Here is a 23,730-nt window from a genome sequence, read left to right on the forward strand (position 1 = left end):
AGATAAAATTAAACCGCCCGCCCAATATAGGACAGGCGGCGCTGATAAAATGTACAATGCCTACGGAAATAACCTATGCTCACGCACCGATATTCCAGAGTTAAATCGTTCTAAACAAAAATATATAATAAATATAATGGCACAACAAAATTAGGCAATGTACGCGTATTTATTACTCATCTGTTATAAAATATGTAGTTTTTATTACTTCGAACCTGTATGCCCCATGCCGCCGCCTCGGTCGAAGCCCGTCAGTTCATCAACTTCAAGCAAGATTGGCAATTCGTGCCTGTTGAACACCATCTGCGCAATGCGCGTGCCGCCTTCGATAAGAAACGGCTCATCGTGGTTGATGATGATGATGTTTATCTCGTTTTTATACCCGTGGTCGATAGTACCTTCAATAACATCTGCGTCAAACCGCTTCTTTTTCGGTTTAAGCCACTCGAACAGCGGAATGGTATAACCTTCCACTCCCTCGGCAGAAAAGCCGCTACGAGGACGTATGTGTCCGTCTATACCCCTTGGCACATCTATCTTGACACCGATAGGTAATGCTTGTCTGCCACGTTTGATTACCGTATCAAACGGAACATACAGATCATAACCTGCCGAAAATTCTACACTCTGCTTTGGCATGATGCCGCCACACAATACTACTTTGTAGTTTTGGTAAATAGTCGATTTTCTTCCCATGCTTTTATTCTTTTAAAGTTTTAACCTTGATTTCGTTTTTAAACTCAGGACACTCTTTGAAAGCTTCTTTGAGACAAGCCTTGATATAGACACCATCCTCAAATCGTCTTGCCATCGCCCGCCATATCCTTTTGCTTTCTTTTGTGTTGAGGTCGCAAGCCATCCCCTCATATAGGTTGTTACTCAGATTCTCAGCAGCCATCACAAGACGATGCGGGCGCATATTGGAAAACATCTCGTCATAGTTCCTGGTGACAATTCTTCCGTCGGGTGTTCTTACTATCCCCGCATCCTTCCGTATTTTGGCTATCGCTTCTTCGTAGAGGTGTTTAGCTATATGGAGTACTACTCTGGCAGTTTCGATGGTAGACAAGGCTTCCTCGTTTTCTATTCCCGCCTTTTTCAGAGACCTTATGATTGTTCTTCTGAACTTCTCCACGTCTTCATCGGAAGCATCTATAACGGCATCGGTATAGGCATCATAAAATTTAGGCGACACCATAACACTGCGCATTACTATTTCCTTTTGTTTCAGCTCGGCATACAGCACGTTAATCAGGTGCTTTGTCCTGCCTTTGTTATATGAGGTCTCGCGCAAGCGTTGTATTGCGTTTCTACACCAATGAATGCCGGCGGTAGTTATAAGTGACACGCCGTTATCTATCACTTTTGCGCCAACTCTAATAGCCTCAAACTCCCTTTCGTTGTAATACGTTATTACCTTCCCCATGACTCAAATAAGATTTCTTTACCGTAAATTCTTGCCACCTCGAACTCTGCCATACAGCCTTTGGAGTTCTGCCACCCTTCGCATAGATAGATAGCATCACACTCCAATAAGGCTTCAATATCCTTGCCCATATAGTACGAGTATGACTTGTCGGGTTCGGGGCAAACGTCAAAGGGGGTGATTACGTCTGGACGATGCCATCCTCTTTCTAAGCCAAACTCATCCCATAATACCCACTCTCTTATATCTCTTGCCTTTGCTTTAACCTCTTCAAGGTCGTGCCCCGATATTGGAATTGATATGTATATTCTTTTTCTTTTCATTCCTCGTCCTCCCATTTGCCTACTATGTCATACTTGTTACCAAAAGCACTATAAAAAACCTTTCCATCACGTCTGTAGAACATATAGGAAAAACTATTTTCTTCGCCTTTAACGGGACAGGCGAAACCTTCTGCATACTCATAACCTTTGCCAAGAAACACCGCCATACGACCATCCCTTGTTTTCAGCCTATCGCCGAACTTACACTCACTCAGATTTATCATTGGAACAGCTCTCCTTGTTTACTTTGACAATTTCCTCAATAACATCTACCAATAACGATGCGAATGTAGATACAAACCTCTCGTTTTCGTTCAGTTCGTATTCACCCATAGTTTTTAGCACACCATGCACAACCTCGTGGATAAAGGTGTTTGTTATGGACGTTTCACTCTGCTCGCTGTCTGAGAATTTCTTGGCTATACGGATTTTTCCTTCCGCTACACAAATATCGCCCAAGTTATTGTCGGGTAAGTGTTCGGGCATTTCAATCACTATGTCCTGCCCGCCGATTCTGATTTTACTTGGTATCTTCATTTCTTTCTTGTTTTAATTTCCTAATTCCTGAACCGACAATGTTTATCAACTCATTAACCGCTTCATCGTTACAATCAAGTAGAATGCAGTGATTGAAATTTCCTTGAAGATATTGAGAGAATGCCAATAAAGCATCCTTCATTCGCTTGTTGTCCTCAATAGTTTCTTTGAACGAGTCAATAAAAGCCTTTGTTATGTCGTACTTAGTCTTAGCACACCGTATATTCTTACGGTGTACTTTTAAGTTGTAGTTAATTTGTGTCATTTCTTTCTCTTTTTGAGTTCAACAAGAGTTAATATCGCATACCCTGCTGTATCGAGCAAGGCATCTTCCAAGCCCTCGTTCTCGACCATGTTAGGCTTGCTGCGCAACACCTTTATTCTATTCATCTTCTCACGCAGCTTGCCATAGGCATAATCAATACCCAACTCGTCAAACATTTCCGAGAAAGCAGAATTATAATCGTGGTTCTTTGCTTGCAGTGTAAGAGCCAATTTATTCGTTAGGCTCTTGATGTAATCTTCAGTCGTGACGCAATCAGGAAGCATCTTCGGCTCTCTTTCCCTTTGTATCTGCTCACGTATCTCGAAAGAATACGTCAGTGCATTAACATAACGTTTTATCTCGTCTATTGTGGCATAATGCAGATTAGTTATCGGAAATACTGAATTTACATCTTTCAAGTTATCCGCATACCATATTGCATCAGTATCACCAACGAGATTAGAGTCGTGCCACAAGCCAACAGCGTACATAAAATCGCCATCGTCAGATGTGAGTCGTGTAACTGCGGTGTTTCCGTTGTAGTCAAACGCAACGAAATCCCTATTCTTCAAGTCCTCTATTTTTAGTTCGTTTATTACTTGGGTCGCAAACGTCTTGTCAGTACCCTTTATCTTAATTTCTGTTTTCTGTTCCATTCTTAATAAGATTTTAGTTGTAAGTTGTATATCCGTAAAATACCGACATATCTTCCTCAGATATGAACTTGGTGCTGATTTTTTCCTCGTAAAAGGCATAGTAGCAATCGCCCGAATCGCAACAACCGCTAAGAATTGACACTCCTGCCCTTATTGTATCTTCAGTTCCACCATAAATACGTGTAGAGCCATTATTATACCACTTAGCTACGATACACCATCCAAGATGGGTGGCCAGCTGCACTACCCCGATAGGAGGCTTGGTATCGAACTTTTTTGTATCGTCAAGTACGAATTGAGGTACAAATGAAGCCTCCTTGTAGTCATCCATATTATCGCAAGGAGTAAGGTCTGCGTAATAAATCTGTTTTTCCATATTGTTATTTCTTTTGTTTTTTCTCGTTTGACGTCTTTTGTTTCACATTGTTCTACGAGTTGCTGTATCTATTTTTTATAACACATATTTGAATTTTACAATAGTTATCGAGTGGTAAATCCCTCAACTTAAGGCTGTACAGCCAGCCCGATTTCTTGTTACTTACTGTCTCCTTTCGGTAATAAATCATCAAGGTACGCCCACTGGCTTTCATCGACAACATCTTCGTAACCTGATGTTATACAACAATCCCTAATGACAATATCGGAACATGGTATTGGCTTTTCCTTCTTACCATCTTTCCACACCTCGCTAAGGTCAACGATATTGTCCTTGCGCTTAATGATGTTCAACATAAAACATTCTGCCCTTAACAATGTTTCGTTGTCGTCGCTGCTTAAATTTGAAGCCAATTTTTCTCGTAAATCACTCAACTGCTTGTGCAGCTCTTCTGCTACATTAATCAATTCTTTCATATTCTTGCGTTAATAGTTCTTTATTGTCGTAGATATTGCCTATCACTTTTCGGTCTTCTACGCCAAGTTCCCTTAAAGACACAATGGCATTGGAGTTGCAATCGCAAAACCCAGCATCAAACCATACCACGACGATTACGTTGTTGTCCTCTCCGCTGAGCAAATCCCCCTCGTACACTGCCTTGCCACTATTGTCATACAGCCCAGTAAACTGCCCGATGGTCTCTTCGTCCACGTCGTAGTTTGCAATCCTCACGGCTGGTTCTGTGCGTCTGCCGCTCTTCTCGGTTTGCTCCTTCGTGCATATCCTCTGCACGTGCGTAAGGTCGCCGTATACCCATGCGCCATCGTCCGTGCGCTTGGCTCTGAATTTAATATTTTCAACCTTCATGATTCTGTTCTTTAAATTTCTTACCTTTTCTTATCCATCGAAAGAGCCTTGTGTGAGCACGACTGATTATGTCTATGTCGTGACATGATGGATGCACCCATACACCTCTCTTGTTATAATAACCGGGGCGAAGTTTATTGCATTTCCTCCAAAAACTCTTTCGGTAGTCTTTGGAGCGCCAGTTGCCTTCGCCCTTGCACCACCCCATTATTTTCTTCGCTTGCCTAAGTCTCATTGTTTGCTACTTTTGTTGTCTGCTCGTGATAAATGTCGATGGCATCAATTCGTGCTTGACACACCTTGATAACTTCCTCGTAGTAGGATTTCTCGTAGAGCCTTGCATACTCGTTTGCCTCGTCCGCTATACGGAAGGATAGTTTACTAACCCTCTCTTGTATTCGTTTCTTATCTTGTTTCGTCAGTTCCATTATTCAGCCCTTTCTCCAAGTGAAATTATAAACACCCGCTCTTTGCCGCCGCCCCATTCAGGAACACCATATCCCTGATATATACAGACAATTCTGAACGTCATCGTGGTATTGGTATAGCCGAGGTGAAAACAAACGTTTTCGAACGGCTTGTATCTGTCAAGTTTATCACTGCCGTGATATTCCCCATCAACAAGCCTCTTTATCCAATAGTCACTTTGTGCGCGATATTCCTCTCTTTTTTCGCCGCTTGCTATCATATCCCACCATTTGCGTTTCAGCACAAGGTGAAGCGTTTTGTTAACTTTTTCATCAATATTGAATTTTATAAGTTCATTACACACGTTACTTATATCTTCAAGGCTTCCTAATGGAGATACGTTATCTTTTGTCATTACTCAATCCTTTCTACTTTAATAGGTTCGCCACTTTCATCACAAGTCAATGTCCTGCCAAGATAAACGCACCACCCCATATCCATGTCCTTTGCCGCTTCAAGGGTCAGTTGGTGGTATATCTCACGATAGAGATAGTATGTTTCTGCGATAAACTTACGCTGGTTATCATCGGGACAAGAACCACCATTCCATCCATAACTTGCCCCAGGCCCGAGCAATGGGGTAACAAGCGGTTGCAACTTGCTAAGTTTCTCTCTAAGTTCCCGATAATGCTTGAGACAAGCCGTTGAATTAATTAGCTCCATCTGACCGCCGATGAACCTATGGCAGTCCTCCACGCAATTAGCAATCAGCATTAACTGATGCTCCGTCAGTTCTATTCGCCATTTCTTCTCTTTCATAATGTATATCCGTAACGTTTAAGTTTCTTGATAAAGTTCTTCTTGTTGAGTGCTTGAAAATATATACAGTTCTTTTCAATGATAATAGACTCCTTGTATCTTGGAGTCCGTGTGCGATAATCAATCACTGCCTCTCGCTTTACAGGTGCGATCTTGATTTCTTTAGTGACGGTGTTGAACGAGAACATCGTATGTCCTGGTACTTTTTTAGTGCTACCAATAAACACTTGTTTGTGTTTCTGCTTTTGCAAGATTTCCATTTCGGTTTCTTGCGTCAAGTCTTTCTTGCCTTGTTCAAAGAAATTCATATCTGTATTATTTAAAGAGTTGAAAATCAATACATCCGTGCATAACGTAGCAGTACTCCCACTCGCTATACTTGTATATCATATACCTCTGGCAACTGAACCGCTTGGGGCATAGCTCGTTGCAGCAGAGGTCAAAATCGTAGTGCGTCATATTCAAAATATTTACTACATTTAAATCCCTTGCGAGGTGAGAAGTCCATAAATTCGCAAGTTGTGAATATCATTCGTTTGTTACACCATCGAGCCATATCTTTCTGCCACATCGGTATTTCATTCGCTTTCCCGAACGGGTCACGGTAAGGCTGTGCATAGGCATACACCGGTCGCCCTTGCTTGGTCTTTCGGAACTCCAATAGTTTTTCGTGTCAATGATTAATTCTGCTGTAACACTCTTCAAAACCATTACCCCCACCAATCATTGTGTAAAGAAAATACTCACCCTTGAAACCATAAGAGTTTATCATCTCAATAGCCCTCTCACAGTACTTTATCTGTGCTGTTGTGTCGCAGCCAAATCTTATCCTATTGTTCAGCCATTTAACCTTGGCGAATTTCCTTGCAAATTCGTCAGTCATTAGCCTTGCATCGTTTGCCTGATTGAGGTCTATATGATAACCCTTGGCTATGATCTTGTCAAGTTGCTCGTGTGCATAATCTCCTGCCGCAAGGAAGTTGTTATCCATCAGTACAACATTCTTTCGTCCGTTGGCTACCCTATCAATATCCCAATAAGGTCTGATAGCTCCCTCTTTCTTTGGGACGACACACCACATGCACTTGTTAGGACAACCTCTCGTAAGGAAACCGTAAGACGTGTCACCTGGGATAGAAGGGTATATCGAGTAGTCCGGCTGGCAATCGTCAATTTCGTTGGGTAAAATTGAACAAACGTCATAACCAGTACCGCCCCTCACAATCTGCTTGGCATTGATATAACCAGTGTAATCAGGAGAGAAGTTGAATACCTTAGCCATATAGACTATATCGTATTCCCCGCCGAACATTCCGTCATACCATTCCACGCCATCTCCTTTCGCTCGATGGTAAGAGGCTACCTTACAAAGGGCAAGATTTGGGTATATCGTCGCTCCCCATTTCTTTTTCTTTGCATGTCCGTCAACATCAATAAGTCCTATTTTCATATCAAAATAGTGTAGGGTTATTTAATTCGTTCTTAATTCGCTTGCAGGCAATATCGTAATATTCCTTATTGAGTTCCATTCCGATGAAGTGTCGCTTCTCCCTTATGGCTGCAACTGCCATAGTACCGCTGCCTATGCAGTTATCAAGTATCAAATCACCCTCATTTGTGTATGTCCTAATTAGGTATCTGATTAACTCTACTGGCTTTTGGGTAGGATGAAAGAATTGCCCATTTTTATGCTCTTTTGGAATGGTTATTATAGATGTAGGATATTTCTCGTCTGAAACAATCGTTGGCACTTCAACAAATGCTCCATAGCAACTATTCTTTTGTTGATGTTTGCCATTCCCCTTTGTATGGTTTCTTTTGTGTGGCTCGCATTTTACCATTTGAGGGTTGTAAGTTGGTAATTGCTTGTAGAATATACAAATATCCTCGTGTTGTCTTAACGGCATACGTTTAGAGTTAAGAAATCCGTTTTTAGCAACCTTATCCCATATCAGATTATACCTCCATAACTTCGGATTCGACAACATCATCTTGGCAGTGAACATACCTTGCGCAAAGAGAATAATCGCTGCATCATCTTTAATCACACGTTCATATTGTCCCCATAACTGCTCGAATGGAATAATTCTATCCCATTGCACATTGACATTGTTCTTGTTCAATACCTCATACGGCAAATCACAGATAATGCAGTCAATACTCTTGTCGGGTATCTCCTTCATCAGTTCCAGACAGTCGCCTAAGTATATCTTATCTATCTCCATTATGGTTTTCCGTTTGTTAAGTGACACTTGTCGCTGCAGTAACATACCTTTTTGGTCTTGCCGCAGATGCCGTAGCCATCCGTATCTTCGTAGGCAAATTTCTCACACTCGCCACAGTAGATTTCTTTGTTCATAATTACTGTTTAGCATTTACACAAACCAATATACTCGGCAGTACCATCGCTGTACACATCGAATGTGTATTGCCTGTTATAATGACCTGTTCTATCAACATCAAATCCTCCGCAATAAGTCTCTTCAAACAGCAGCAATTCAAGTATTTCGTGCAATGGTCTGTAATTTGGTACGTTTTGCACAACCCATCTGTAATCATCAAGCAATGTGTCGTAATTCTTAATGCCAGGTAGAAGAAGCAATACGTCTTTTTTAGGTATTGAACCATCAACTTGTTCATCTATTTTCATTTCTTCACCTCCAATAGTTCTTTATGATTTTCAGCTACCCAGCATAAGCAATCATACAAGGTATTTATTAAAGGTTTATCATTAAGAGTAAAATACTCTCTAAACACAGATTCTTGCCAAGACCAATTTGTATATTCAATTTTCATTAAGTTCCAATCTATCATCAGATGATATATTCCGATTGTTTTAGGCAGTTTCTCGATAAGGTCGCCAGTAGTGTATGTCGGAATATTATAAGGCAAAAGAAAATGATTAGGAATACATAAATTCCATTCTTCTTCATCTGTAAATGTATCTTCTCCTGCAACCCAACACATACTCGCATCAGACGTATCAACACCCAACTCTTGCAGGTGCTTCATCTGCTCAATGCTCAATACTTGTTCTTTGATTTCCATTTCTTCTTTCCTTTCTTACGTTTGTTATTAGCGTTGTAATGATGGTCTTTAGGAATAAACACTGCCTTGGGGTATTTGCGGCAGACAAATTTTAATTCTGAGCCATTATGGTATGTATCTAAAATCATTTCTCACCTCCTTTCTTTAATTCTCTTATCAATCCGTCAGCGGCGGCTACTATCTGATTATAATTGAGCAAAGTACCCTTTACGTTAGGTCTTGTGTATATAGCAGCTGTTATGTCTTTCGCTATCTCATACCTCCGCTGCTCCCAATCGAGCACCTTGTTACCTTCCTCTATGTCTGGCATTGCAAGAATTTCTTCGGGAGTTTCCTTAAAATCATACCCTGCACATTCTGTCACTCCATTATCCCACAAACGGGTCAATCCTTCTTGTTCTTTTCTTATCATTCCTCCAATACAGGATTTGTTAATGAACACGATTTTCCCCTTTTCGTCATTTCTGTAATCAATTAGTTTAATCATTATTAATTGCCTCCAACAATTTTTGTTTTGACTTGTAGACTTTTTTATCAAGCATATAGTGAGTATAACCACCTTTATTGCTTGGCTCGCCATCTTTGTAGTTGACTTTGACGCAACGAAATAGTGTTGGTATTGTCTTGCACTTATCAACCGTCGAATGGCTGGTCGGCGTGTTGAAATGGCTGCTGAACTGCCATTCAAGGTTGTTAAATTCTTGCTCGGTCATTTCTCGACTCCTTTCCATTCAAGACTTAATAATTCGGGGAAATCGTCGTACATACCATCTAAGAACTCATGGAAAAAGTGGTAAGGTTTCTCCTCCGAGGTCTCTAAACTAAACCATCTAAGAAATTTTAATAATCGGCATATTTCTTTGCCGTTATATAACACTACGGTATCGCCATATTTATTTGTTGCAATATCATATCCGAATCCTTTAAGCAGCTCAGGGGTTATCTCCAGCGCATCCACGTTCTTGATGTCCTCTTCCCACGGTGTCGGTCTTTCCTCGTCACTTGTCACGAGGTAAATAGTTCCGTCATCGCATATCTGTATTATCTTTAATGGAGGCGAGTAACGTTCTGTCTGCTCGCTCCACACCTGCACCCAATCGCCTACGTGAATATCACGGAGGGTTAGGTTCATTGTTCGTTTGTCTTTCTTGTATTCCATTACCAACCAATATATACAATGTTTTTACCCTCATTAAATCTGTCAAAACTTACTCCGCTATCTTCAAGCGGAACAAACTCACCCTCGCCGTATGTGTTTTCCAGAGCCAACACTTCAATATCTCCGTGTGCCTTTTGGATTTCTTGGAGCTTCTTGATTAGTTCTGATATTTTCATACTATTCGTTTTTAATAACTACCCCATCGTGAAAAATATTGCCTTTCGCAGTAATATGTACGTGAGGTGGTATAACTTTTACTTTTCCGTTCTTATCGTCTTTATAGGCTTGAAGTAATTTAGTTGCAAATTCTTCGACATCTTTTTCTGGTATTCGCAACTCAAAATGTCCTCCGTCACTAAATTCTCCATCATAAGCGAAATCAGCCAGAAAATATGGGTTACGATTACATTGTTTTATTTTCATATCACTTATTTTACCTGTTTAACAATAACGCATCCAATCATCAGCAAGTATATCGCAATTCGTGGCGGTATAGACACCATACTTGCCATCCTTTGTGACTATACCTATGTACGGTAGTATTTCCAAATCCGCAGAACCAGCCAACAGGACAATGCGTTTCGTACCGCTCCAACTCGCCCTTCTGATTACTGCGCCTTGTTTCAATAATTTCAATGCCTCTGAAAAAGTCCATATCATTTATCAATTACGAGTTTAACTTCTCTGTTAACCACAAACGGCTCAGATCCGCTGAAAGAACCCAAGAGTCTGTTCAGAATTGCGGCCTGACTTGGGCTGATACCAAGAGGCGAGAATGAGCCATCGTCGTTTTTCACTACTAACATTATTTGACCTGATTGAAGGTCATCAAGATTCTGTTTCATATCATTTGTCAATTACTAATTTAACCTTGGTCGGTTCCTCGTCCGACCATTGTACTTCGGGGAATAAATCTGGGCTTATAGGATAAGGGTTATAATTGTCGCTTATCCACATACCATCCCCTGTATCTTTCTTAGGTTTTGAAATACCGTGAAAATACAAAGCACCATTTTCATCCCTTGATAACCACATTTCTTGTTCCATAAACACTAATCTTGTAGTTTATCCAAAATACCTTTAAGTAAGTCCAAAAAACCTTTATGTCTTACTGCACTTTCACAAAACTCTTTGACACACATTTCAGTATCGCCAACCATAAAACTCGCACCACCTTTAGAGTCGCAAGCAAGTACTACTACGTGCGCTTGGTCGGTATGTTCTTTGTTGTACTCGTTTACGGCATCAAAGAACTCGTAAGACAAGGCATGAAGTTCATCTTTCTCCCTTCCTTTTTCGATAATTATTTCTGGCTTTTTCATATTAGTTTGGTTTACGAGCCGCACCTGTCACATACGGCTCTTGGTTGCTACTCTACAAGTTCCCAATCATCTGCAAATACATCTGATATACTCGGCACCCATGAGTCGGCTCGACCTGTATTACTGTTGTATATGAGACATTGGTTTGTGTAGTCAATAAATCCCTTGTCATTAAGGATAAGGTCTTTGGCAGACTGAGGAAGTGACTGCATCTTTGGGATAATGTCACTCTCGATATGTGCCGGCACTTGCTTAATGACGAATAGGTTCTTACCATTCCAACCCGAACGACGAATCGCGAAGCCGCTTTTTAGCAGCGCAATAGCTGAACCGAACGATATACCTGAACAACCACCGTCTTTACTTTCCATCTTAGTTGACCGTAAGCGAAGTACGTTCAAGTATGCAGACATGTCCGAATATTGAACAGCAAGCATTGCTCTCGTGGTACTATCCAATTCCTTGAACTTATCGCCACGAATAAAAGCATACAGTTTCTGCATGCGGTCGTCAAGTTCGTTCTCTTCGATAGTCATTCTGTCAAGCGGAGTGTCGGCGACTTTGTAAGCCTTCTCGAATGGCTCGGCTGGCGACCAGTTTTCATAACCACCCCCATACTTTACGTGATAACCTGCCTTAGTCTTTTCTGACTCGTTAGGCACTCTTCCTGCTTGCAGGAGATTCTTCTCATAAGCCTCACCCATTGTCATCGGTTCGGCTTCAATTTGCTTTGTACCAATGTACTTTTTCATCGTGCTTAAATTTTATTGTTTTTCGGCACTATTGCCTTTTCTTGTCTGTTTTCTATGCTCTGCGTCATACTGGTTGTGACACCTTTGACACAATGCTTTTAAGTTATCATCCGAGCAGTTTTCGGGAGTGTGGTCGAGGTGGGCAATCGTCAGCACGATGTATGCGTCTTTACCCGTCTTGGGGTTGTAGCGGTAAGTGTGATTTTCCACTCCACAGAACTCGCAACGGTTATTTGCTCGCTTCAAAATCCTTTCTCTTATCTCCTTCCAGTTCTTTGGATAGCGAGATTTATTTTCGGGTTTAATTGGCATTTTCAACCTCCTTCTTTCTCGCCTCCAACTGCTGAATGATATTCTCAATGGTCTTGCCCGGATATTCCTCGGCTACATTTTTTAAAGTGGCTATCTGCATCAGAAGCTTTATGTATTCTGTTACTAAGGCTTGTCTTCGGGCATTATTGACAGGTATCACTCTATCGTCCTTTGCAGGAATATGCTGCACTACGTCAAAGAATTTACTTATATCCATCACCCTGCAACTGACCTCATTCATATCGTTATTCATATGGCTATTCCTCTTTTATTCCAAATGGCGTTCCGTCTGCGAAAGTGAGTTTAAACAATTCTAACGCTTCTTCAAAAAAGCAATGATAATTTTTCAGGTAAAATTCTTTTAGCGGTCCTTCAGAACGAGATTGTTCTCTGGGAGGCAATTCTATTCTATCTTCTTCAACACTTATGATACAATAATAACAACTTCTGTTTTTACTATATATCCAGCCAAACGGCGAATGTTTCAGCATTTCGTTCCAGCACTCTTCTTGGGTCTTGAAGGGTCTGTACTTCGGTTTTGGTTTAATTCTATAATTTTCTATACCCTTATCATCTATCCAATTAAAAGATGGATTTTCACAAGGTATATAATCCTCGAAACATATTGTTTCAATCTCTTCTCCATTTGCATAAGCCAGCATTACTTCCGCTGCTTTGCGTGCTTCTTCTCTTGTCATAGTTTATATTTTATGAATTGAAATAATCGGTCCTCCGATGTATTGGCTTACCTGAGACATCGATCCGTCCTTTTTAATTTTACGGAAGACGTATTTCATCTCACCCCATTCGAGAGATACTCCGAAGAAGTAAGTTTCGATGTCAATTTCATCACCCCGCCATGCTTTCGTTTTAACTGAAACCTTAGTGCCTGGAGTTATTCCTTGTTCTCCAAGTTCTCTCAGCAAGGAGTCTCCAAACTCCTTACGTACTTGTCTAATCTGAGCGTCCAACGCTTCTTTTTGTCTCTTAAGTTCATTAATTCTCTTTTGATATTCTTCTTTAGTCATAATCTAACCTCCTATTATTTTGAAGGTTTGAGAAATTTCGGTATTGGAAACCAAAATTCAGGTTCAGTATTATCAAGATGACTTCTATAGAAATCTTTATTACTCTCGCAGTGTGACTTGCTTATTGTTTCATAACAGTCCTGATAATCCCACCAAAATGCAGATATAAATCCCTCGTCTGATAAAAAGCCTACTCTTGTGCCATTAGGATTAAAGTCTTCGTCAACCCATTTGTGGTGATATGCTATAACTTCAACTCCAAATGGTGGCTTTTGTTCCTGGTAATTTATATATCTGTTTTCCAGCGCAAATTCAGCACCTTCGAGGAACGCGGGAGCAAGTTTCCCATATCCCTCGGCTTTCTTTTGTATCTTTTCTTGTAGTGTCATATTACTTATCTCTTACGTTTCCTCTTCTTTTTTGGCATTGTAAACTTTGCCCCAAATGTGAACGACTCGCCACAAGGAGCGACATATCTTTTGGAAGATGCCGGCTTCTTGTTTCTCAATATTCTCTCCATATCCTGCTGACACTTTTCGTAATCAGCAGGATTTACTTCTTTACAACAATCACATCCCATACTCAATCCTCCATGTTTAAGAATACCTCAACAGGTTCATCTTCCCATTTGAGATTATCATAATCTTTTTCGTTTAGACCAAAAGCATCGAAATCATAACCACTAATATACTTAGACCCTTTATCTAAATAAGCCCGAAACTCATCATCATATCTACGAGGTTTACCCATATAAAGCCAAAGTCTGTCATTCTTATTTCTTGCGACATAGAACCGCACCTTATTCTTCGGCTCTTTCACCTTACCCATCGCCACAATACAGACAGCGATGAGCATAAACACTGCTCCAATGATAAACGTGATGAAGCAGTAAATAGAACTGAAATTGTTTAGTATTTCCATAATCATTCACATTTTATTTCACCATTAATTATTTTATTCACATCAACGTGCCTGTTCTTTATTCTCGGCACATAATCTTTGTGCAATTCCTCAAATGCTTGCAGTTCCTCGTCGGTTTGTGGAGGGATATAACCCAATGCAGCAAGACTAAAATTCAACAATGCTTGATGTTCTTTTCTTTTCAACATACTCAATCCTCCCAATATCTATAGAAGTCTGGGGCTTCGTCTGTTGTGCCTACAAGATGTTTGGTGTCGTCGTTGTAGGGGATAATCATAGAAGTATCTTTATTACTCATTGTGCAAAGAAATGAATCCTCACCAGGTATTGAAACAAAATCGGCAAACCAACAATAAGCATCACCGTCGCCTATCCTTACAAGCACTCTGTCAAACGCTTTCAACGTCTTAGGGTCAAATTTATTGGGAACCAATTCATATTGGTCTTGGTACTTCATGTAAATCATCCAAGTAAAACCATCGATTCCATAAGAATCATTATAAACTTTGCTTATCTTATAAACATCATCTTTATTGGTTTCTTTATGTCTTATTATATCCCCTACTTTAAATTTCGGTTTAACCAACTTCTCCTTCTTGTACCAAGGAGCGATAAAATCTGCCCAGCTTCTCTGTTCTTTAGATGGGAATAACGTGCATTCCCCATCTAAATCTATAAACATCTTGCCATCAGCCGTAAAAGTTTCAGTGACTCCGTTTTCACAACTTACGACAATCGGATATACCACACCTTCAACAATCCCTTGGAAGATAACATAGCCAAGCACTGTTGAATATAACTTTGTTCCCCTCGGACAGTCCCTTAAAATCTCGCAAAGGTTCAGCTTCGGCTGCTCTTCCTGATGTTGTTCTTCGGCTTCTTCCTGTTCCTGTACCTCCACGAAGATAACGTCCTTTTCATCTTCTCGCTGGTCTTTCTCGCAAAGTCCAATAATCGGATTGCTGCTGTGTTCGCAATGCCCTTTAAAAAAGCAACCGTCACAACTATGACAGTGGCTTTCTTTCACTTGTAGTTTCTTGCCCTCACATTCAAATACTTCTCCAATTTTTCTTTCCATATTGCTTCTGTTTTTAGTTAAATTAAATCCCCCGCTTCCTTAATAAGGTCAAGGAAATTGGTTAAGAACTCGTTGGCTCTTTCCTCGGTCTGGAAGGACAAGAACTTTGAAATACTATAGCACTTTCTTACTCTCACTTTAACAACGCCATCGACTGGTTCATAATACATCTCAATGCCGTGTACACTCGAAAGGCCATTAGGTAGCCAACCATCACGATAACAATCCCTAAGTTGATGTAATTGCATTAAAGCAAGATGCGCTAAAGCCGCTGGTTTATGCGGCAATATATTCCTGTCATTAACCTTGTCCCTTGTGTCTCCACCCTCGTAGGCTTCAATTAAGCCGCAGCAATCGTCCAGATAGCACTCGCCGATTTTTACCTCGTTTTGCGCACAGAACTCCTGCCACGTCTTTGGCAATCTGTCACCGATTAATTCGTGTTCCTTAAAGGCGGTAAGCGCAATGTTTCTGTACTCGCCTCCTTGTTCATACAACCGCCTGGCAGTATCAAGCGACAATTCAATTTGTCTTGTTTCCATAGCTATTTATTCTTAATCGGTTTTCCGTTTAGACTATTGAGATACATCTTCTTGACGTTTGCCACGAACTCACCAACGTGGTCTATCAGTATAATGTTCTCTCCGTCGAGTTCAACGTCACCCACCTCGGCAATAGGAATACCACCGACAAAGACGTATATCCTGTTTTCGGGGTCGTTGGGATCGTTGGCTATCGTAACGTCAGCGTTGACCGTTCTCTTGTTGTTCAACTCGATTGATATATTACGTTCCTCACGCATCTTACGGAGGAACGCACTAAATGGGTTACTTATTTTCATTGTTATTTTCGTTCTGTTGCGTTATTTCTTCTTCGGTGGGCAAACTATCATTCACGTCAATATCTTCTATTACAAAGGCACATTTGTCTTCATCAAAATGCAATTTGGTGTTAGAGTAAACCCTATTGAAGTTCTCAATGCAGTCGTAGATTGCATTCTTGTAAGCCTCCTTCTCATTGTCGGTACTGACAACAAGTTCCTTCAGCTCGACACAATCGTCAAGCGAACGATTATAGAACCTCTTGTACTTCTCGTTGATTTCAAGAAGTATTTTCTCACGCTTGTAAATGATGTGGTTAATTGCGAGCATAGCAATAACCGCTACGAGCATTGCTACAACTGATAATATAAATTCCATACTACTAACTGATATTTTTTATGTTTAACTTTTCGTCTATTAACCTAATCGCCCTCACTGCAACTGACGAATGAGATTTGATTAACTTCTCTCACAGATGCAGGAGGGCGAAATTTCTTACTCTTAGTCGCCTCGCAATCATGCTGCCACCAAGATGTTCATCATGACGATTTAATCTAAGGTCCCTTGTCCGCAAACGTGACGTTAGAAATCTGTTAACGTGACGTTGCGTTGTTTCAAATTAAACGTTACTGTTTACAGAGGGCAATCTTTCTTCCCCAGGACAAACGTTTAACCACGCACTATGTCTGTGTTTCAAATGTACAGGGCGCAAACCTTAGACAATCTGAGATTCATAGAATCCGCATATTCCTGGGCCTCTTCACTTGTACGGAACACATTGGCATTGGCAAGGCGAGCCATACCAAAGAGGCTTCCAGTCCATTTGTCGCACTGTACTTCATACACCTTCCTCATCGCCATAAGTCTTGTAAAATAATAAGTGTCTCCAGTCTGCGGAATGAAGTCAAACTCTTTTTTTTCTCTATTCATATATTCGGGATTTTATAAAACTACAATGCTGTTTTGTAATGCCATCCTCCTAACACCATCAATCATCTTCCTCGACTGTATAACCCTCGTCCTCGATAAGGTATTCAAAATACATCTTACTGGCCGCAAAGTTCCTGCGGATAGCCTGATATATCGTCATCACAGGTATTCCAAGTTCTTCGCTACAGGCTTTGACCGAATCGAACACTTTTCCGGTAGTCCGGCATAAGACTTTTGTCGCACCCTTGCCTCGCTTGTGCATGAGGAAAGCTTTTTGTGGTGTTACAACCTTTGCGCTCTTTTTGCTTATTTCCCTATATGGTCTAAGATCTGCGATTTCAAAGGAGCATCCTCGGTACATCTCCTTCAACATCGGCAAGTCTGAAAGGTCATGCGAATAAAACAGATGGTGACATTCTCCGTTCGACACAACTGCCACAAGATAATTTGTCCGTTTCTTACTCATTTGATTATTCTTCGTTAGTTAGGGGCGGCTGGCACAATCAAGCGCCTGCCGCCTTTAGTCTTGGCGAGCCTTTGTCTACTCGTCCTTCTGTAGGTGCTTTCCGTATTCTAGAATACCAAGGAACTTTGTGATGTTGACATCAACGATGTCGTAGTCCTCCATAGAGTTTTTATAAACGCTCTCTGTTATAGCGTTGCGGGCTGATTCGATACTGTCGGCCTGTACGATATAGACTTTCTTCACGTCCTTTATCTTCGTTTCCAGGCCTCCTTTGATTTCCACTTCTTCGTGGATAGCCACCTTCACCTTGAAGAAGGTGTCGCATGAGGATTCGTCATCAAAGCAGATTTCGCTATATCTCGGTCGGGTTACGTTCTTAACCGAAATAGTGCGATTGTCGCAATTGAGTTCCTTTCGTATACGCTCTTCTGCCTGCCCGAAGTCAGCGGCTTCAACGATATACTTCTCGTTCATTGTCTTTGTCACTCCCTTCTCGTTGGTAAAAGGGTAACTGATAGCGGTCTCTATCCAGAATCCGCTTCTTGTTCTTAAATTTGCCATAAATATCTCGTTTTAAAAATTAGTCACCTTCATAATAATCCTCCTTTGTTTCCCTACCCGGATCGGGTGCGTATGTGTCATCTTCTCCATCGTCATACGAGCGAGGGTCGCTATTCTCGTTTGAATAGCCTCCGTTAGCATAAAAAGCATTCCAGTTTATTGCCATATCTGAAGTATTAGTTTGCATCCACTGCCATCGTGAACGTCTGTGTCGGGCATATCAGAATAGTTCTAATTGCCGATTCTCGTTTCCTTTCTCGATGAAGAGCTTTCGGAAGATATGATACATCGGTGCAACACAGATTGAATTTCCTGCCAACTTGTATAAATTGGTCTTGAAGATTTCCTTGCCTTTCTTCTTCCAAATCAGCTGAGTTCTGTAATATTCCCTCTGCTCGCCATCGACCGTAATAGTGACTTTCCTCTCGTTTTCGGATGGTTTGTCAAAATACATATTCATAATAGGTTTGCCATTTGCATCACATATTATTGAGGTTTCGCTATCTCTATAACTTATGATTTTCTCAATATCCTCGTCGCTGACATCTTGGAGTCTAAAACATTCCGTTGGTGTGAGCTTGCGTATTCGGTATCTGCGCCCTTCCTTATCGACCATACAGCCATTTTCCATTCTCAACTCTGGTATTGCGAGCATATTGTCTTTGGTCGATGTACTGAGAGTATTACTTACCCCGTCCGTTCTTGGGCTATACTCCTTGCTTCCTTGATTGAATTTCATCCCCTTGTCTCTGTTCTTTTTTCTTAGTTTCTTACATTGTTCTGTCCTTTCCTGGCGCAGCACGTTTGGCTCGATTATCTTAGACATACCATCTTTATGACCGTTTGCCATACAATATGAGATTCCTTCAGTGTCGATTACACGGCTATTCTGACTACTATCATACTGTCCTACGAGGTTAATCTTTGGCTCAATAAGAAGATTATCCTTATTTACACTCGTAATCGTGTTAGATGTACCGCTGTTATTGATTTCGAGTTGCTGTCTATTTGATTCGCCACGGCCACGACTTGCGGCAATTTTTGGCTCTACTTCTTCCATAACTCCTGTTATACCTTGACCGCCTCCACGGAATACACTATCGAACCCGCACTGCCCATAGCAAGCACGTATTGCCTTGGCGTTTCCGTTAGAGTCGGTATTAATTAATTTCTTCATTGCTTATCTCTATTACACAAGGTGCAAGAAAACCATCACCGCAGCCTTTATGATACACAAAGTTTGCCGCTCCCATCTTGTAGTAGTTGGCTTTGAGAGTCGGGCATATCTGTTCTTGCCCCCCCCCTAATGCTATTTAATAGTTCCTGTCTCTTCATCTATCTCAATTATTACTGCTTGCGGGTGTTCGTCAGCAAGCAATGTCCTCGCCACCACCATACTGCCTTTAAAGAATCTTTCGCTCTTATTGTAATAGAATGGTTCGTAAGGTCTTACCATCGAACCTTTGTACCTAAACTCCTTCATGGTGCCACAACGAATATTGAATTATTGTTGTCGTATGTCGTTTTAAGGGTCGGACAGATGTCATACACCGCTTGATTGTATGTGTCAATCACTGAGTATGGTTTCATTTGCCCTCCCCTATTTTGAAGCAAGGTTTTCATATTCTTGCCGCCTGTGTTTCTCTCGCTCATCTTCTGTCAGTATTAAAGGCATCCGATTACCGCCGCCCCCTACGCAGGTTATGGTAGGACTTATACCAGTCACTCCTACTATATTGCCCGCAAAGCCGTGCCGGTATTCGCCGTAATAGATATTGTCTATCATTATTATTCCGTCACTCATAATGCCCTATAACTAAGACCCCTTGAATTGGATAGTGCGCAAGGTCGAGCATATTGACTATACCTGCATTGCTGCAACGTGCAGTGACGGTCGGACTTGACCCATCCGAACACTGCAACATCGGCTGCATATCGTCCACAATCCATTGGGGGTGGGTATGGTTATTCTTCATTGAACAATTTTGGCTGATTTGCGTGACCTGCTGTTAGTGTCGGTGCAATAGCATTTACACCCGAAACAACACCGTCCTGCGAGTTAGACACCTTTCCCACACAAGAACTTTCATCAGAGCCATTTAGACCGTTATTTACTCGGCAAAAATACTCCAATGCCTTGTCCGACAAATAGAAGCTCTCATCAACGTTTGGTTCAAGAATATCCTTGATACGTCTTTCAAGTTTCATCTTTTTGGGGAAGTAGTACTTAACATCTTGCCCCCCCCTCAGAATGGAAACCATAAACACTCTTTCCCGGTTCTGAGGCACGTTGTAGTCGCTCGCATTAAGTACTTGTGCAAAGTTCTCGTAGCCAAGCTTTTGAAGTCTTGATTGCCACTTATGAAAGCCTTTAAGGAAAGTTCCAGAGATAAGTCCCTTTACATTCTCAAACAAAATGTATTTCGGACGTTTTATCTCGATAGCATTCGTACATTCCCATAGCAAAGAAGAACGTGTGCCGCTGCCCTCTTCGCCTCCACGCCGTTTCCCACTCATGCTGAAATCTTGACAAGGTGAACTCATAGTGAAAAGGTCGAAATCGGGTACTTTCTCCCAATCAATCTTTGTTATGTCCCCGAAATTCTTGTCTATATCTTCGGGAAACACTGCATTATTTGCTTTTATGGCATTTTCGTCAATCTCGCTCCACCCTACACAAACATGATGAAAGTCGGGGTAAACATCTGACAAACGTTGCAGAGCCATCTTTTGACTATTATAGCCTGCGAAGGCATAGAAACACCTTAAAGGGTTTTCTTTTGTATATTCAATCGTACTCAACATCACTTAAATCAATCTTAAAATAGTCCTCTAAATATTTCCTCCAATCCGTCTTTCCGAACAACGTGTAGGTATGTTCGTAAATTCCTCAGTCATAGTTACTTATCTTACTTCGTTCTTTTATTTAAATACAAAACAATATATTCTAAAAACTCTCTCTATCCTCACGGACGGAGAGAATTGAAACCAATTAAAATGGGATTAAAAAATACTAAAAAACAATCTTATATGAATTTTACTAAGTAGCGCATTATTCTCACGAACCATACGCTATACCCCATGAAAATAAAACTATCGATGAAAAATCATCTGTCTATTCAGTAAATAAATGAACTTTGGAGTAAGCGCATGCCAAACAAATGACACGCGCTTGGCAAATAACAAATATATAAGCAGTAAATTAAAAAGGTAGCCCTTGTTCTGTGTACTCTGGTATATATGGTAACGGAGGAATGTCGTCATCGTCGGTTTTGTCTCTTGATACAGGCGCATTTGTTGTCTGCGGCTCTTTCTCTTCGTGCTTTTTCCGCTTCCATGAAGTGTTGGTGTTAGACGAAACTTCTCCGTCCTCATCTATCGAGGCATAGGTTGACTCGTCGAACAATGACATATCCTTTGCCGTAATGTCCGTTCTCCAGTTATATGCCACGTTTTCGTCCTTGGAGTTCAAGAATCTCCTTGACGGAATATCAAAGAACATTCCGCAAAAGTAGTCCTGCACGCCAATCATTCTGTTTTTTGCTATCTCAATCAGGTTGCCATAGCCAATGTCCGACCATTCCTTTATTTTCTCTACACCAAGAAAGTCTGATCCAGCCCTCTTGAAATCCTTGTTAAGTCTATGAATGATAAACACATTGTCGGCTGCGTCTGAAATATTAGCCGAACCGCTGATGTCAGACTTTCTCAGAAAGAATATCGATTTCCTCGGATGGGCAACAAGGATTATATGCGAAGGGCATTTCTCATCCTTACAAAACGATGTCAGGTCGGTTACGAACGCACGCTGCTTGGCATTATTGTCTCCGTCAAAGATATTGATGTCAAGAGAAAAGAGGTTGTCAAGGATAAAGATCCTCACCCCGGCCTTGTCCCTCAACTCTCTCATGTCGTTTACAAGCTGCTCCCATTTTGAGGTATAATTATTGTTGTGGAGAAAGAATTTGTTGTCCATCCAGGCATCTATTTGGTTAGCAGCTCCATCAGGAACAAACCAGTACTCACCCTTAGACGATTTCCTCAACACTGTTTTGCCAGCGGCTATTGTTTGGAGGTTTGACTTCAGCACTTTTGCGTTCATCTCTCCCGAATATAGAGCGACTGCCTTGTCTTGCTGTATGACGTTTAAGACGAGTTCGTTAAGCCACGATGTCTTACCCGATGAGTTTGTTCCAGAGAGTATCGTCAGTTCTCCGTAGAACATCTTCTTGATTTTCTTGTCAAGCCTTTTAAACCCTGTCTTAAAACCATCAAGCTCGTCAATATTCACCTTTTGAATATTGCGCATCGACAACCACTTTTGCCCTAACGAAGAGTTTTCTTCAAGTATGCTTGGCTGCTTTGGTTGTTGTACAGATGCAACCGGTTGCCTTTGATACCCTTGTTGCTGATATTCAACCCTGTCATAAGCAGAGGGTTCGAACTTCAATCGGACATCTCTCCATGTGTAATGACTGCAAGAGTTATGGAAGCACTTGAAACCTATTGAACCATCTGCAAGCTCGAATATCGCACTGTCTGGTGCTTTATGGCTTGAGTCGAAAGGACACTCTGTCAAAACAAACTTCCGACCTCCACCAGGCATGCTTACAATCTTTGAAACGGAAATGCCATGCTCGTTGATAAACTCATCAAGGTTAAATTCTTTTGCTCCTTGCGAGTACCTATTTCTTTTGTGCGTATTATCCGCTTCTACCTGGAAGACGGCCTTAAACCATTCAAGCTGCTTAATTCCTATTACCTGGCTTCTATTCGGCTCAGACATTATCCAAACAGGCCTATGAGGGCGTTCTTCTGTACTACGACCCTTGCGTCCAAAAGAGCCTGGCAGACGAATTATTCTATTGGCATCAAAAAGTACCGTGTCTATCTTTACACTCTCGTCGTTGAAACGTAGCGCAAGTATCTCCAAGAACTTCTTTACAAGCAGTTCTGCCTCGTCGTCGTTGTTCAGGTCGCATGGAATGTATAAGTGATAACCCGAAGAAGAGTCAACCACAGCCGGCGTAGGAAAACCCAAACTCTGCAAAAAAGCATAAACTTCCCTTGCCTTATTGTAAGCCTTGTCTTTTTCCTCGTTGGTAGAGGAAACACCCGAAGGACGTTCGCAATCCACATCTATCGGAATCCACCAACGATGCTCGATGTCAACCTTGCTCGTTGCAGTGCCTCTTACCAGTCGGAAATTACCGAATTGTTCACGGCTTGCACAGGCTTGCTTTACCTCGTTTACCGAGTAATATATATTAAAGTTGTCGTATGGCTGCAAGGCTGTTATTGCCTGCTCGACATCGAAGAAATATCCGCTATAGGTCTTATCCCCTAAGATACGTATTTCGAATAGTTCGTTCGGTCGGCGAAACAATCTATGCCATTTCCTAATCTCGTCAATATTCATCACATAAACATATATATTTCTTCCTGCTGCATCTACCCTCATTTTTAAGGGTATCTATACCATATTGCCATAGGTTAAATCTTTCACATCGGCTGCATCTACCCTCATTTTTAAGGGTATCTATACCAGAGATACACGTCTTCCCATATCCTCACTAGCTGCATCTACCCTCATTTCCAAGGGTATCTATACCCTAAAGTTCGTAATGTACTAATACCCAATATATTAGAGTAGTT

General features: G+C 41.2%; 49 protein-coding genes, 1 pseudogene and 1 CRISPR repeat array. All 50 genes and pseudogenes read right to left on the reverse strand.

The features are described 5' to 3' along the window. Positions 1–204 precede the first annotated feature (204 nt). Positions 205–696, reverse strand: a complete 492-nt coding sequence (locus tag CIK98_RS06335) for a hypothetical protein (protein WP_094383423.1) — start codon at positions 694–696, stop codon at positions 205–207. Between the two features lie 4 nt (positions 697–700). Continuing rightward, positions 701–1,426 carry a hypothetical protein gene (locus CIK98_RS06340; protein WP_094383424.1) on the reverse strand — a complete coding sequence of 242 codons (726 nt, stop codon included), beginning with the start codon at positions 1,424–1,426 and terminating at the stop codon, positions 701–703. Then, the gene (locus CIK98_RS06345; RefSeq protein WP_172409841.1) at positions 1,414–1,749 is read right to left on the reverse strand and encodes a DUF4406 domain-containing protein; all 336 of its coding nucleotides are present in this window, start codon (positions 1,747–1,749) and stop codon (positions 1,414–1,416) included. The genes CIK98_RS06340 and CIK98_RS06345 overlap by 13 nt, the downstream gene beginning before the upstream one ends. Beyond that, complete coding sequence (locus CIK98_RS06350; RefSeq protein ID WP_094383426.1) at positions 1,746–1,973, reverse strand: hypothetical protein; 228 nt, start codon at positions 1,971–1,973, stop codon at positions 1,746–1,748. The genes CIK98_RS06345 and CIK98_RS06350 overlap by 4 nt, the downstream gene beginning before the upstream one ends. Then, positions 1,957–2,286, reverse strand: a complete 330-nt coding sequence (locus CIK98_RS06355; protein WP_094383427.1) for a hypothetical protein — start codon at positions 2,284–2,286, stop codon at positions 1,957–1,959. The genes CIK98_RS06350 and CIK98_RS06355 overlap by 17 nt, the downstream gene beginning before the upstream one ends. Continuing rightward, positions 2,270–2,551, reverse strand: a complete 282-nt coding sequence (locus tag CIK98_RS18015) for a hypothetical protein (RefSeq protein WP_094383428.1) — start codon at positions 2,549–2,551, stop codon at positions 2,270–2,272. Before CIK98_RS18015 ends, CIK98_RS06355 begins: the two co-directional genes overlap by 17 nt. Further along, on the reverse strand, positions 2,548–3,207 hold the full coding sequence (locus tag CIK98_RS06365) for a nucleotide modification associated domain-containing protein (protein WP_172409842.1): 660 nt from the start codon (positions 3,205–3,207) through the stop codon (positions 2,548–2,550). The genes CIK98_RS18015 and CIK98_RS06365 overlap by 4 nt, the downstream gene beginning before the upstream one ends. A 13-nt stretch (positions 3,208–3,220) precedes the next feature. After that, positions 3,221–3,583, reverse strand: coding sequence for a hypothetical protein (locus CIK98_RS17605; RefSeq protein ID WP_141210436.1), 363 nt, complete (start codon positions 3,581–3,583; stop codon positions 3,221–3,223). A 158-nt stretch (positions 3,584–3,741) separates the two neighbouring features. Further along, on the reverse strand, positions 3,742–4,059 hold the full coding sequence (locus CIK98_RS06370; protein WP_094383430.1) for a hypothetical protein: 318 nt from the start codon (positions 4,057–4,059) through the stop codon (positions 3,742–3,744). Next, complete coding sequence (locus CIK98_RS06375; RefSeq protein WP_094383431.1) at positions 4,043–4,450, reverse strand: YopX family protein; 408 nt, start codon at positions 4,448–4,450, stop codon at positions 4,043–4,045. The genes CIK98_RS06370 and CIK98_RS06375 overlap by 17 nt, the downstream gene beginning before the upstream one ends. A 224-nt stretch (positions 4,451–4,674) precedes the next feature. Beyond that, positions 4,675–4,878, reverse strand: coding sequence for a hypothetical protein (locus tag CIK98_RS06385; RefSeq protein WP_094383433.1), 204 nt, complete (start codon positions 4,876–4,878; stop codon positions 4,675–4,677). Further along, a complete protein-coding gene (locus CIK98_RS06390) occupies positions 4,878–5,273 on the reverse strand; it encodes a hypothetical protein (protein ID WP_216358959.1) in 396 nt (131 codons plus the stop codon). Before CIK98_RS06390 ends, CIK98_RS06385 begins: the two co-directional genes overlap by 1 nt. After that, positions 5,273–5,677 carry a hypothetical protein gene (locus CIK98_RS06395; protein WP_094383434.1) on the reverse strand — a complete coding sequence of 135 codons (405 nt, stop codon included), beginning with the start codon at positions 5,675–5,677 and terminating at the stop codon, positions 5,273–5,275. Before CIK98_RS06395 ends, CIK98_RS06390 begins: the two co-directional genes overlap by 1 nt. After that, entirely contained in the window at positions 5,674–5,985 is a 312-nt protein-coding gene (locus CIK98_RS06400) for a hypothetical protein (protein ID WP_094383435.1), read from the reverse strand. Before CIK98_RS06400 ends, CIK98_RS06395 begins: the two co-directional genes overlap by 4 nt. 131 nt (positions 5,986–6,116) lie before the next feature. After that, positions 6,117–7,127: pseudogene (locus CIK98_RS06405) on the reverse strand (radical SAM protein). Position 7,128: 1 nt separating this feature from the next. Continuing rightward, on the reverse strand, positions 7,129–7,905 hold the full coding sequence (locus CIK98_RS06410) for a site-specific DNA-methyltransferase (RefSeq protein WP_094383524.1): 777 nt from the start codon (positions 7,903–7,905) through the stop codon (positions 7,129–7,131). After that, entirely contained in the window at positions 7,902–8,036 is a 135-nt protein-coding gene (locus CIK98_RS18905; RefSeq protein ID WP_256387758.1) for a hypothetical protein, read from the reverse strand. The genes CIK98_RS06410 and CIK98_RS18905 overlap by 4 nt, the downstream gene beginning before the upstream one ends. 9 nt (positions 8,037–8,045) lie before the next feature. After that, positions 8,046–8,327 (reverse strand): hypothetical protein, encoded by a 282-nt coding sequence (locus CIK98_RS06415; RefSeq protein ID WP_094383436.1) that lies wholly within the window; start codon positions 8,325–8,327, stop codon positions 8,046–8,048. Continuing rightward, positions 8,324–8,725, reverse strand: a complete 402-nt coding sequence (locus CIK98_RS06420) for a hypothetical protein (RefSeq protein ID WP_094383437.1) — start codon at positions 8,723–8,725, stop codon at positions 8,324–8,326. The genes CIK98_RS06415 and CIK98_RS06420 overlap by 4 nt, the downstream gene beginning before the upstream one ends. Next, on the reverse strand, positions 8,701–8,853 hold the full coding sequence (locus CIK98_RS18020; RefSeq protein WP_172409843.1) for a hypothetical protein: 153 nt from the start codon (positions 8,851–8,853) through the stop codon (positions 8,701–8,703). Before CIK98_RS18020 ends, CIK98_RS06420 begins: the two co-directional genes overlap by 25 nt. Then, on the reverse strand, positions 8,850–9,212 hold the full coding sequence (locus CIK98_RS06425; RefSeq protein WP_094383438.1) for a hypothetical protein: 363 nt from the start codon (positions 9,210–9,212) through the stop codon (positions 8,850–8,852). The genes CIK98_RS18020 and CIK98_RS06425 overlap by 4 nt, the downstream gene beginning before the upstream one ends. Continuing rightward, the gene (locus CIK98_RS06430; RefSeq protein WP_094383439.1) at positions 9,205–9,438 is read right to left on the reverse strand and encodes a hypothetical protein; all 234 of its coding nucleotides are present in this window, start codon (positions 9,436–9,438) and stop codon (positions 9,205–9,207) included. The genes CIK98_RS06425 and CIK98_RS06430 overlap by 8 nt, the downstream gene beginning before the upstream one ends. Next, the gene (locus CIK98_RS06435; protein WP_094383440.1) at positions 9,435–9,884 is read right to left on the reverse strand and encodes a hypothetical protein; all 450 of its coding nucleotides are present in this window, start codon (positions 9,882–9,884) and stop codon (positions 9,435–9,437) included. The genes CIK98_RS06430 and CIK98_RS06435 overlap by 4 nt, the downstream gene beginning before the upstream one ends. Then, positions 9,884–10,060, reverse strand: a complete 177-nt coding sequence (locus tag CIK98_RS18025) for a hypothetical protein (RefSeq protein ID WP_172409844.1) — start codon at positions 10,058–10,060, stop codon at positions 9,884–9,886. Before CIK98_RS18025 ends, CIK98_RS06435 begins: the two co-directional genes overlap by 1 nt. A gap of 1 nt (position 10,061) precedes the next feature. Then, positions 10,062–10,307 carry a hypothetical protein gene (locus tag CIK98_RS06440; protein ID WP_094383441.1) on the reverse strand — a complete coding sequence of 82 codons (246 nt, stop codon included), beginning with the start codon at positions 10,305–10,307 and terminating at the stop codon, positions 10,062–10,064. Between the two features lie 18 nt (positions 10,308–10,325). Further along, entirely contained in the window at positions 10,326–10,544 is a 219-nt protein-coding gene (locus tag CIK98_RS06445; RefSeq protein WP_094383442.1) for a DUF2829 domain-containing protein, read from the reverse strand. Then, positions 10,541–10,729, reverse strand: a complete 189-nt coding sequence (locus CIK98_RS18030) for a hypothetical protein (RefSeq protein ID WP_094383443.1) — start codon at positions 10,727–10,729, stop codon at positions 10,541–10,543. Before CIK98_RS18030 ends, CIK98_RS06445 begins: the two co-directional genes overlap by 4 nt. A 1-nt stretch (position 10,730) precedes the next feature. Continuing rightward, positions 10,731–10,931 carry a hypothetical protein gene (locus CIK98_RS06455; RefSeq protein ID WP_094383444.1) on the reverse strand — a complete coding sequence of 67 codons (201 nt, stop codon included), beginning with the start codon at positions 10,929–10,931 and terminating at the stop codon, positions 10,731–10,733. Between the two features lie 5 nt (positions 10,932–10,936). Then, positions 10,937–11,206, reverse strand: coding sequence for a hypothetical protein (locus CIK98_RS06460; protein WP_094383445.1), 270 nt, complete (start codon positions 11,204–11,206; stop codon positions 10,937–10,939). 47 nt (positions 11,207–11,253) lie between these two features. Next, complete coding sequence (locus CIK98_RS06465) at positions 11,254–11,958, reverse strand: DUF2829 domain-containing protein (protein ID WP_094383446.1); 705 nt, start codon at positions 11,956–11,958, stop codon at positions 11,254–11,256. A gap of 12 nt (positions 11,959–11,970) precedes the next feature. Beyond that, complete coding sequence (locus CIK98_RS06470; RefSeq protein ID WP_141210437.1) at positions 11,971–12,204, reverse strand: hypothetical protein; 234 nt, start codon at positions 12,202–12,204, stop codon at positions 11,971–11,973. Between the two features lie 55 nt (positions 12,205–12,259). Further along, complete coding sequence (locus tag CIK98_RS06475; protein WP_141210438.1) at positions 12,260–12,511, reverse strand: hypothetical protein; 252 nt, start codon at positions 12,509–12,511, stop codon at positions 12,260–12,262. A gap of 16 nt (positions 12,512–12,527) precedes the next feature. Beyond that, positions 12,528–12,968, reverse strand: a complete 441-nt coding sequence (locus tag CIK98_RS06480) for a hypothetical protein (RefSeq protein ID WP_094383449.1) — start codon at positions 12,966–12,968, stop codon at positions 12,528–12,530. Between the two features lie 3 nt (positions 12,969–12,971). Next, positions 12,972–13,298 (reverse strand): hypothetical protein, encoded by a 327-nt coding sequence (locus tag CIK98_RS06485; RefSeq protein WP_094383450.1) that lies wholly within the window; start codon positions 13,296–13,298, stop codon positions 12,972–12,974. Between the two features lie 14 nt (positions 13,299–13,312). Then, a complete protein-coding gene (locus CIK98_RS06490; protein WP_094383451.1) occupies positions 13,313–13,687 on the reverse strand; it encodes a hypothetical protein in 375 nt (124 codons plus the stop codon). 5 nt (positions 13,688–13,692) lie between these two features. Next, the gene (locus CIK98_RS18910) at positions 13,693–13,818 is read right to left on the reverse strand and encodes a hypothetical protein (RefSeq protein ID WP_256387759.1); all 126 of its coding nucleotides are present in this window, start codon (positions 13,816–13,818) and stop codon (positions 13,693–13,695) included. A gap of 62 nt (positions 13,819–13,880) precedes the next feature. Next, on the reverse strand, positions 13,881–14,219 hold the full coding sequence (locus CIK98_RS06500) for a hypothetical protein (protein WP_141210439.1): 339 nt from the start codon (positions 14,217–14,219) through the stop codon (positions 13,881–13,883). A gap of 2 nt (positions 14,220–14,221) precedes the next feature. Further along, positions 14,222–14,407: a hypothetical protein gene (locus CIK98_RS06505; RefSeq protein ID WP_094383454.1), complete on the reverse strand. Its 186-nt coding sequence runs from the start codon at positions 14,405–14,407 to the stop codon at positions 14,222–14,224. Between the two features lie 2 nt (positions 14,408–14,409). After that, positions 14,410–15,297: a hypothetical protein gene (locus CIK98_RS06510; protein ID WP_094383455.1), complete on the reverse strand. Its 888-nt coding sequence runs from the start codon at positions 15,295–15,297 to the stop codon at positions 14,410–14,412. Between the two features lie 17 nt (positions 15,298–15,314). Then, the gene (locus CIK98_RS06515) at positions 15,315–15,839 is read right to left on the reverse strand and encodes a hypothetical protein (RefSeq protein WP_094383456.1); all 525 of its coding nucleotides are present in this window, start codon (positions 15,837–15,839) and stop codon (positions 15,315–15,317) included. A 2-nt stretch (positions 15,840–15,841) separates the two neighbouring features. Then, positions 15,842–16,138 (reverse strand): hypothetical protein, encoded by a 297-nt coding sequence (locus CIK98_RS06520; protein ID WP_141210440.1) that lies wholly within the window; start codon positions 16,136–16,138, stop codon positions 15,842–15,844. Beyond that, positions 16,125–16,496: a hypothetical protein gene (locus tag CIK98_RS06525; protein ID WP_141210441.1), complete on the reverse strand. Its 372-nt coding sequence runs from the start codon at positions 16,494–16,496 to the stop codon at positions 16,125–16,127. The genes CIK98_RS06520 and CIK98_RS06525 overlap by 14 nt, the downstream gene beginning before the upstream one ends. Positions 16,497–16,811: 315 nt before the next feature. Beyond that, positions 16,812–17,048, reverse strand: a complete 237-nt coding sequence (locus CIK98_RS06530) for a hypothetical protein (protein ID WP_094383459.1) — start codon at positions 17,046–17,048, stop codon at positions 16,812–16,814. Positions 17,049–17,106: 58 nt separating this feature from the next. After that, positions 17,107–17,514, reverse strand: coding sequence for a hypothetical protein (locus CIK98_RS06535; RefSeq protein WP_141210442.1), 408 nt, complete (start codon positions 17,512–17,514; stop codon positions 17,107–17,109). A 75-nt stretch (positions 17,515–17,589) separates the two neighbouring features. After that, entirely contained in the window at positions 17,590–18,075 is a 486-nt protein-coding gene (locus CIK98_RS06540) for a DUF4494 family protein (RefSeq protein ID WP_094383461.1), read from the reverse strand. 19 nt (positions 18,076–18,094) lie between these two features. Continuing rightward, a complete protein-coding gene (locus CIK98_RS18035) occupies positions 18,095–18,241 on the reverse strand; it encodes a hypothetical protein (protein WP_172409845.1) in 147 nt (48 codons plus the stop codon). Between the two features lie 54 nt (positions 18,242–18,295). Then, positions 18,296–19,252: a DNA cytosine methyltransferase gene (locus tag CIK98_RS06545; RefSeq protein ID WP_094383462.1), complete on the reverse strand. Its 957-nt coding sequence runs from the start codon at positions 19,250–19,252 to the stop codon at positions 18,296–18,298. Positions 19,253–19,675: 423 nt separating this feature from the next. Continuing rightward, positions 19,676–19,879, reverse strand: coding sequence for a hypothetical protein (locus CIK98_RS17610; RefSeq protein ID WP_141210443.1), 204 nt, complete (start codon positions 19,877–19,879; stop codon positions 19,676–19,678). 161 nt (positions 19,880–20,040) lie between these two features. Beyond that, positions 20,041–20,880: a DNA (cytosine-5-)-methyltransferase gene (dcm, locus tag CIK98_RS06550; protein ID WP_094383463.1), complete on the reverse strand. Its 840-nt coding sequence runs from the start codon at positions 20,878–20,880 to the stop codon at positions 20,041–20,043. Positions 20,881–21,277: 397 nt separating this feature from the next. Next, a complete protein-coding gene (locus CIK98_RS06555; RefSeq protein WP_094383464.1) occupies positions 21,278–23,494 on the reverse strand; it encodes a DnaB-like helicase C-terminal domain-containing protein in 2,217 nt (738 codons plus the stop codon). Positions 23,495–23,516: 22 nt separating this feature from the next. Next, positions 23,517–23,690: a CRISPR direct-repeat array (repeat unit 19 nt; unit sequence GCTGCATCTACCCTCATTT). Positions 23,691–23,730: the final 40 nt, after the last annotated feature.

The organism is Prevotella sp. P2-180 (assembly GCF_002251435.1).
GTDB lineage: Bacteria > Bacteroidota > Bacteroidia > Bacteroidales > Bacteroidaceae > Prevotella.

Excerpts from the sequence above, each read along its gene's own strand:
- CIK98_RS06335 (WP_094383423.1), bottom strand. The coding sequence starts at position 696 with ATGGGAAGAAAATCGACTATTTACCAAAACTACAAAGTAGTATTGTGT.
- CIK98_RS06340 (WP_094383424.1), bottom strand. The coding sequence starts at position 1,426 with ATGGGGAAGGTAATAACGTATTACAACGAAAGGGAGTTTGAGGCTATT.
- CIK98_RS06345 (WP_172409841.1), bottom strand. The coding sequence starts at position 1,749 with ATGAAAAGAAAAAGAATATACATATCAATTCCAATATCGGGGCACGAC.
- CIK98_RS06350 (WP_094383426.1), bottom strand. The coding sequence starts at position 1,973 with ATGATAAATCTGAGTGAGTGTAAGTTCGGCGATAGGCTGAAAACAAGG.
- CIK98_RS06355 (WP_094383427.1), bottom strand. The coding sequence starts at position 2,286 with ATGAAGATACCAAGTAAAATCAGAATCGGCGGGCAGGACATAGTGATT.
- CIK98_RS18015 (WP_094383428.1), bottom strand. The coding sequence starts at position 2,551 with ATGACACAAATTAACTACAACTTAAAAGTACACCGTAAGAATATACGG.
- CIK98_RS06365 (WP_172409842.1), bottom strand. The coding sequence starts at position 3,207 with ATGGAACAGAAAACAGAAATTAAGATAAAGGGTACTGACAAGACGTTT.
- CIK98_RS17605 (WP_141210436.1), bottom strand. The coding sequence starts at position 3,583 with ATGGAAAAACAGATTTATTACGCAGACCTTACTCCTTGCGATAATATG.
- CIK98_RS06370 (WP_094383430.1), bottom strand. The coding sequence starts at position 4,059 with ATGAAAGAATTGATTAATGTAGCAGAAGAGCTGCACAAGCAGTTGAGT.
- CIK98_RS06375 (WP_094383431.1), bottom strand. The coding sequence starts at position 4,450 with ATGAAGGTTGAAAATATTAAATTCAGAGCCAAGCGCACGGACGATGGC.
- CIK98_RS06385 (WP_094383433.1), bottom strand. The coding sequence starts at position 4,878 with ATGGAACTGACGAAACAAGATAAGAAACGAATACAAGAGAGGGTTAGT.
- CIK98_RS06390 (WP_216358959.1), bottom strand. The coding sequence starts at position 5,273 with ATGACAAAAGATAACGTATCTCCATTAGGAAGCCTTGAAGATATAAGT.
- CIK98_RS06395 (WP_094383434.1), bottom strand. The coding sequence starts at position 5,677 with ATGAAAGAGAAGAAATGGCGAATAGAACTGACGGAGCATCAGTTAATG.
- CIK98_RS06400 (WP_094383435.1), bottom strand. The coding sequence starts at position 5,985 with ATGAATTTCTTTGAACAAGGCAAGAAAGACTTGACGCAAGAAACCGAA.
- CIK98_RS18905 (WP_256387758.1), bottom strand. The coding sequence starts at position 8,036 with ATGAACAAAGAAATCTACTGTGGCGAGTGTGAGAAATTTGCCTACGAA.
- CIK98_RS06415 (WP_094383436.1), bottom strand. The coding sequence starts at position 8,327 with ATGAAAATAGATGAACAAGTTGATGGTTCAATACCTAAAAAAGACGTA.
- CIK98_RS06420 (WP_094383437.1), bottom strand. The coding sequence starts at position 8,725 with ATGGAAATCAAAGAACAAGTATTGAGCATTGAGCAGATGAAGCACCTG.
- CIK98_RS18020 (WP_172409843.1), bottom strand. The coding sequence starts at position 8,853 with ATGATTTTAGATACATACCATAATGGCTCAGAATTAAAATTTGTCTGC.
- CIK98_RS06425 (WP_094383438.1), bottom strand. The coding sequence starts at position 9,212 with ATGATTAAACTAATTGATTACAGAAATGACGAAAAGGGGAAAATCGTG.
- CIK98_RS06430 (WP_094383439.1), bottom strand. The coding sequence starts at position 9,438 with ATGACCGAGCAAGAATTTAACAACCTTGAATGGCAGTTCAGCAGCCAT.
- CIK98_RS06435 (WP_094383440.1), bottom strand. The coding sequence starts at position 9,884 with ATGGAATACAAGAAAGACAAACGAACAATGAACCTAACCCTCCGTGAT.
- CIK98_RS18025 (WP_172409844.1), bottom strand. The coding sequence starts at position 10,060 with ATGAAAATATCAGAACTAATCAAGAAGCTCCAAGAAATCCAAAAGGCA.
- CIK98_RS06440 (WP_094383441.1), bottom strand. The coding sequence starts at position 10,307 with ATGAAAATAAAACAATGTAATCGTAACCCATATTTTCTGGCTGATTTC.
- CIK98_RS06445 (WP_094383442.1), bottom strand. The coding sequence starts at position 10,544 with ATGATATGGACTTTTTCAGAGGCATTGAAATTATTGAAACAAGGCGCA.
- CIK98_RS18030 (WP_094383443.1), bottom strand. The coding sequence starts at position 10,729 with ATGAAACAGAATCTTGATGACCTTCAATCAGGTCAAATAATGTTAGTA.
- CIK98_RS06455 (WP_094383444.1), bottom strand. The coding sequence starts at position 10,931 with ATGGAACAAGAAATGTGGTTATCAAGGGATGAAAATGGTGCTTTGTAT.
- CIK98_RS06460 (WP_094383445.1), bottom strand. The coding sequence starts at position 11,206 with ATGAAAAAGCCAGAAATAATTATCGAAAAAGGAAGGGAGAAAGATGAA.
- CIK98_RS06465 (WP_094383446.1), bottom strand. The coding sequence starts at position 11,958 with ATGAAAAAGTACATTGGTACAAAGCAAATTGAAGCCGAACCGATGACA.
- CIK98_RS06475 (WP_141210438.1), bottom strand. The coding sequence starts at position 12,511 with ATGAATGAGGTCAGTTGCAGGGTGATGGATATAAGTAAATTCTTTGAC.
- CIK98_RS06480 (WP_094383449.1), bottom strand. The coding sequence starts at position 12,968 with ATGACAAGAGAAGAAGCACGCAAAGCAGCGGAAGTAATGCTGGCTTAT.
- CIK98_RS06485 (WP_094383450.1), bottom strand. The coding sequence starts at position 13,298 with ATGACTAAAGAAGAATATCAAAAGAGAATTAATGAACTTAAGAGACAA.
- CIK98_RS06490 (WP_094383451.1), bottom strand. The coding sequence starts at position 13,687 with ATGACACTACAAGAAAAGATACAAAAGAAAGCCGAGGGATATGGGAAA.
- CIK98_RS18910 (WP_256387759.1), bottom strand. The coding sequence starts at position 13,818 with ATGGAGAGAATATTGAGAAACAAGAAGCCGGCATCTTCCAAAAGATAT.
- CIK98_RS06500 (WP_141210439.1), bottom strand. The coding sequence starts at position 14,219 with ATGGAAATACTAAACAATTTCAGTTCTATTTACTGCTTCATCACGTTT.
- CIK98_RS06505 (WP_094383454.1), bottom strand. The coding sequence starts at position 14,407 with ATGTTGAAAAGAAAAGAACATCAAGCATTGTTGAATTTTAGTCTTGCT.
- CIK98_RS06510 (WP_094383455.1), bottom strand. The coding sequence starts at position 15,297 with ATGGAAAGAAAAATTGGAGAAGTATTTGAATGTGAGGGCAAGAAACTA.
- CIK98_RS06515 (WP_094383456.1), bottom strand. The coding sequence starts at position 15,839 with ATGGAAACAAGACAAATTGAATTGTCGCTTGATACTGCCAGGCGGTTG.
- CIK98_RS06520 (WP_141210440.1), bottom strand. The coding sequence starts at position 16,138 with ATGAAAATAAGTAACCCATTTAGTGCGTTCCTCCGTAAGATGCGTGAG.
- CIK98_RS06525 (WP_141210441.1), bottom strand. The coding sequence starts at position 16,496 with ATGGAATTTATATTATCAGTTGTAGCAATGCTCGTAGCGGTTATTGCT.
- CIK98_RS06530 (WP_094383459.1), bottom strand. The coding sequence starts at position 17,048 with ATGAATAGAGAAAAAAAAGAGTTTGACTTCATTCCGCAGACTGGAGAC.
- CIK98_RS06535 (WP_141210442.1), bottom strand. The coding sequence starts at position 17,514 with ATGAGTAAGAAACGGACAAATTATCTTGTGGCAGTTGTGTCGAACGGA.
- CIK98_RS06540 (WP_094383461.1), bottom strand. The coding sequence starts at position 18,075 with ATGGCAAATTTAAGAACAAGAAGCGGATTCTGGATAGAGACCGCTATC.
- CIK98_RS18035 (WP_172409845.1), bottom strand. The coding sequence starts at position 18,241 with ATGGCAATAAACTGGAATGCTTTTTATGCTAACGGAGGCTATTCAAAC.
- CIK98_RS06545 (WP_094383462.1), bottom strand. The coding sequence starts at position 19,252 with ATGAAGAAATTAATTAATACCGACTCTAACGGAAACGCCAAGGCAATA.
- CIK98_RS17610 (WP_141210443.1), bottom strand. The coding sequence starts at position 19,879 with ATGAGTGACGGAATAATAATGATAGACAATATCTATTACGGCGAATAC.
- dcm (WP_094383463.1), bottom strand. The coding sequence starts at position 20,880 with ATGTTGAGTACGATTGAATATACAAAAGAAAACCCTTTAAGGTGTTTC.
- CIK98_RS06555 (WP_094383464.1), bottom strand. The coding sequence starts at position 23,494 with ATGAATATTGACGAGATTAGGAAATGGCATAGATTGTTTCGCCGACCG.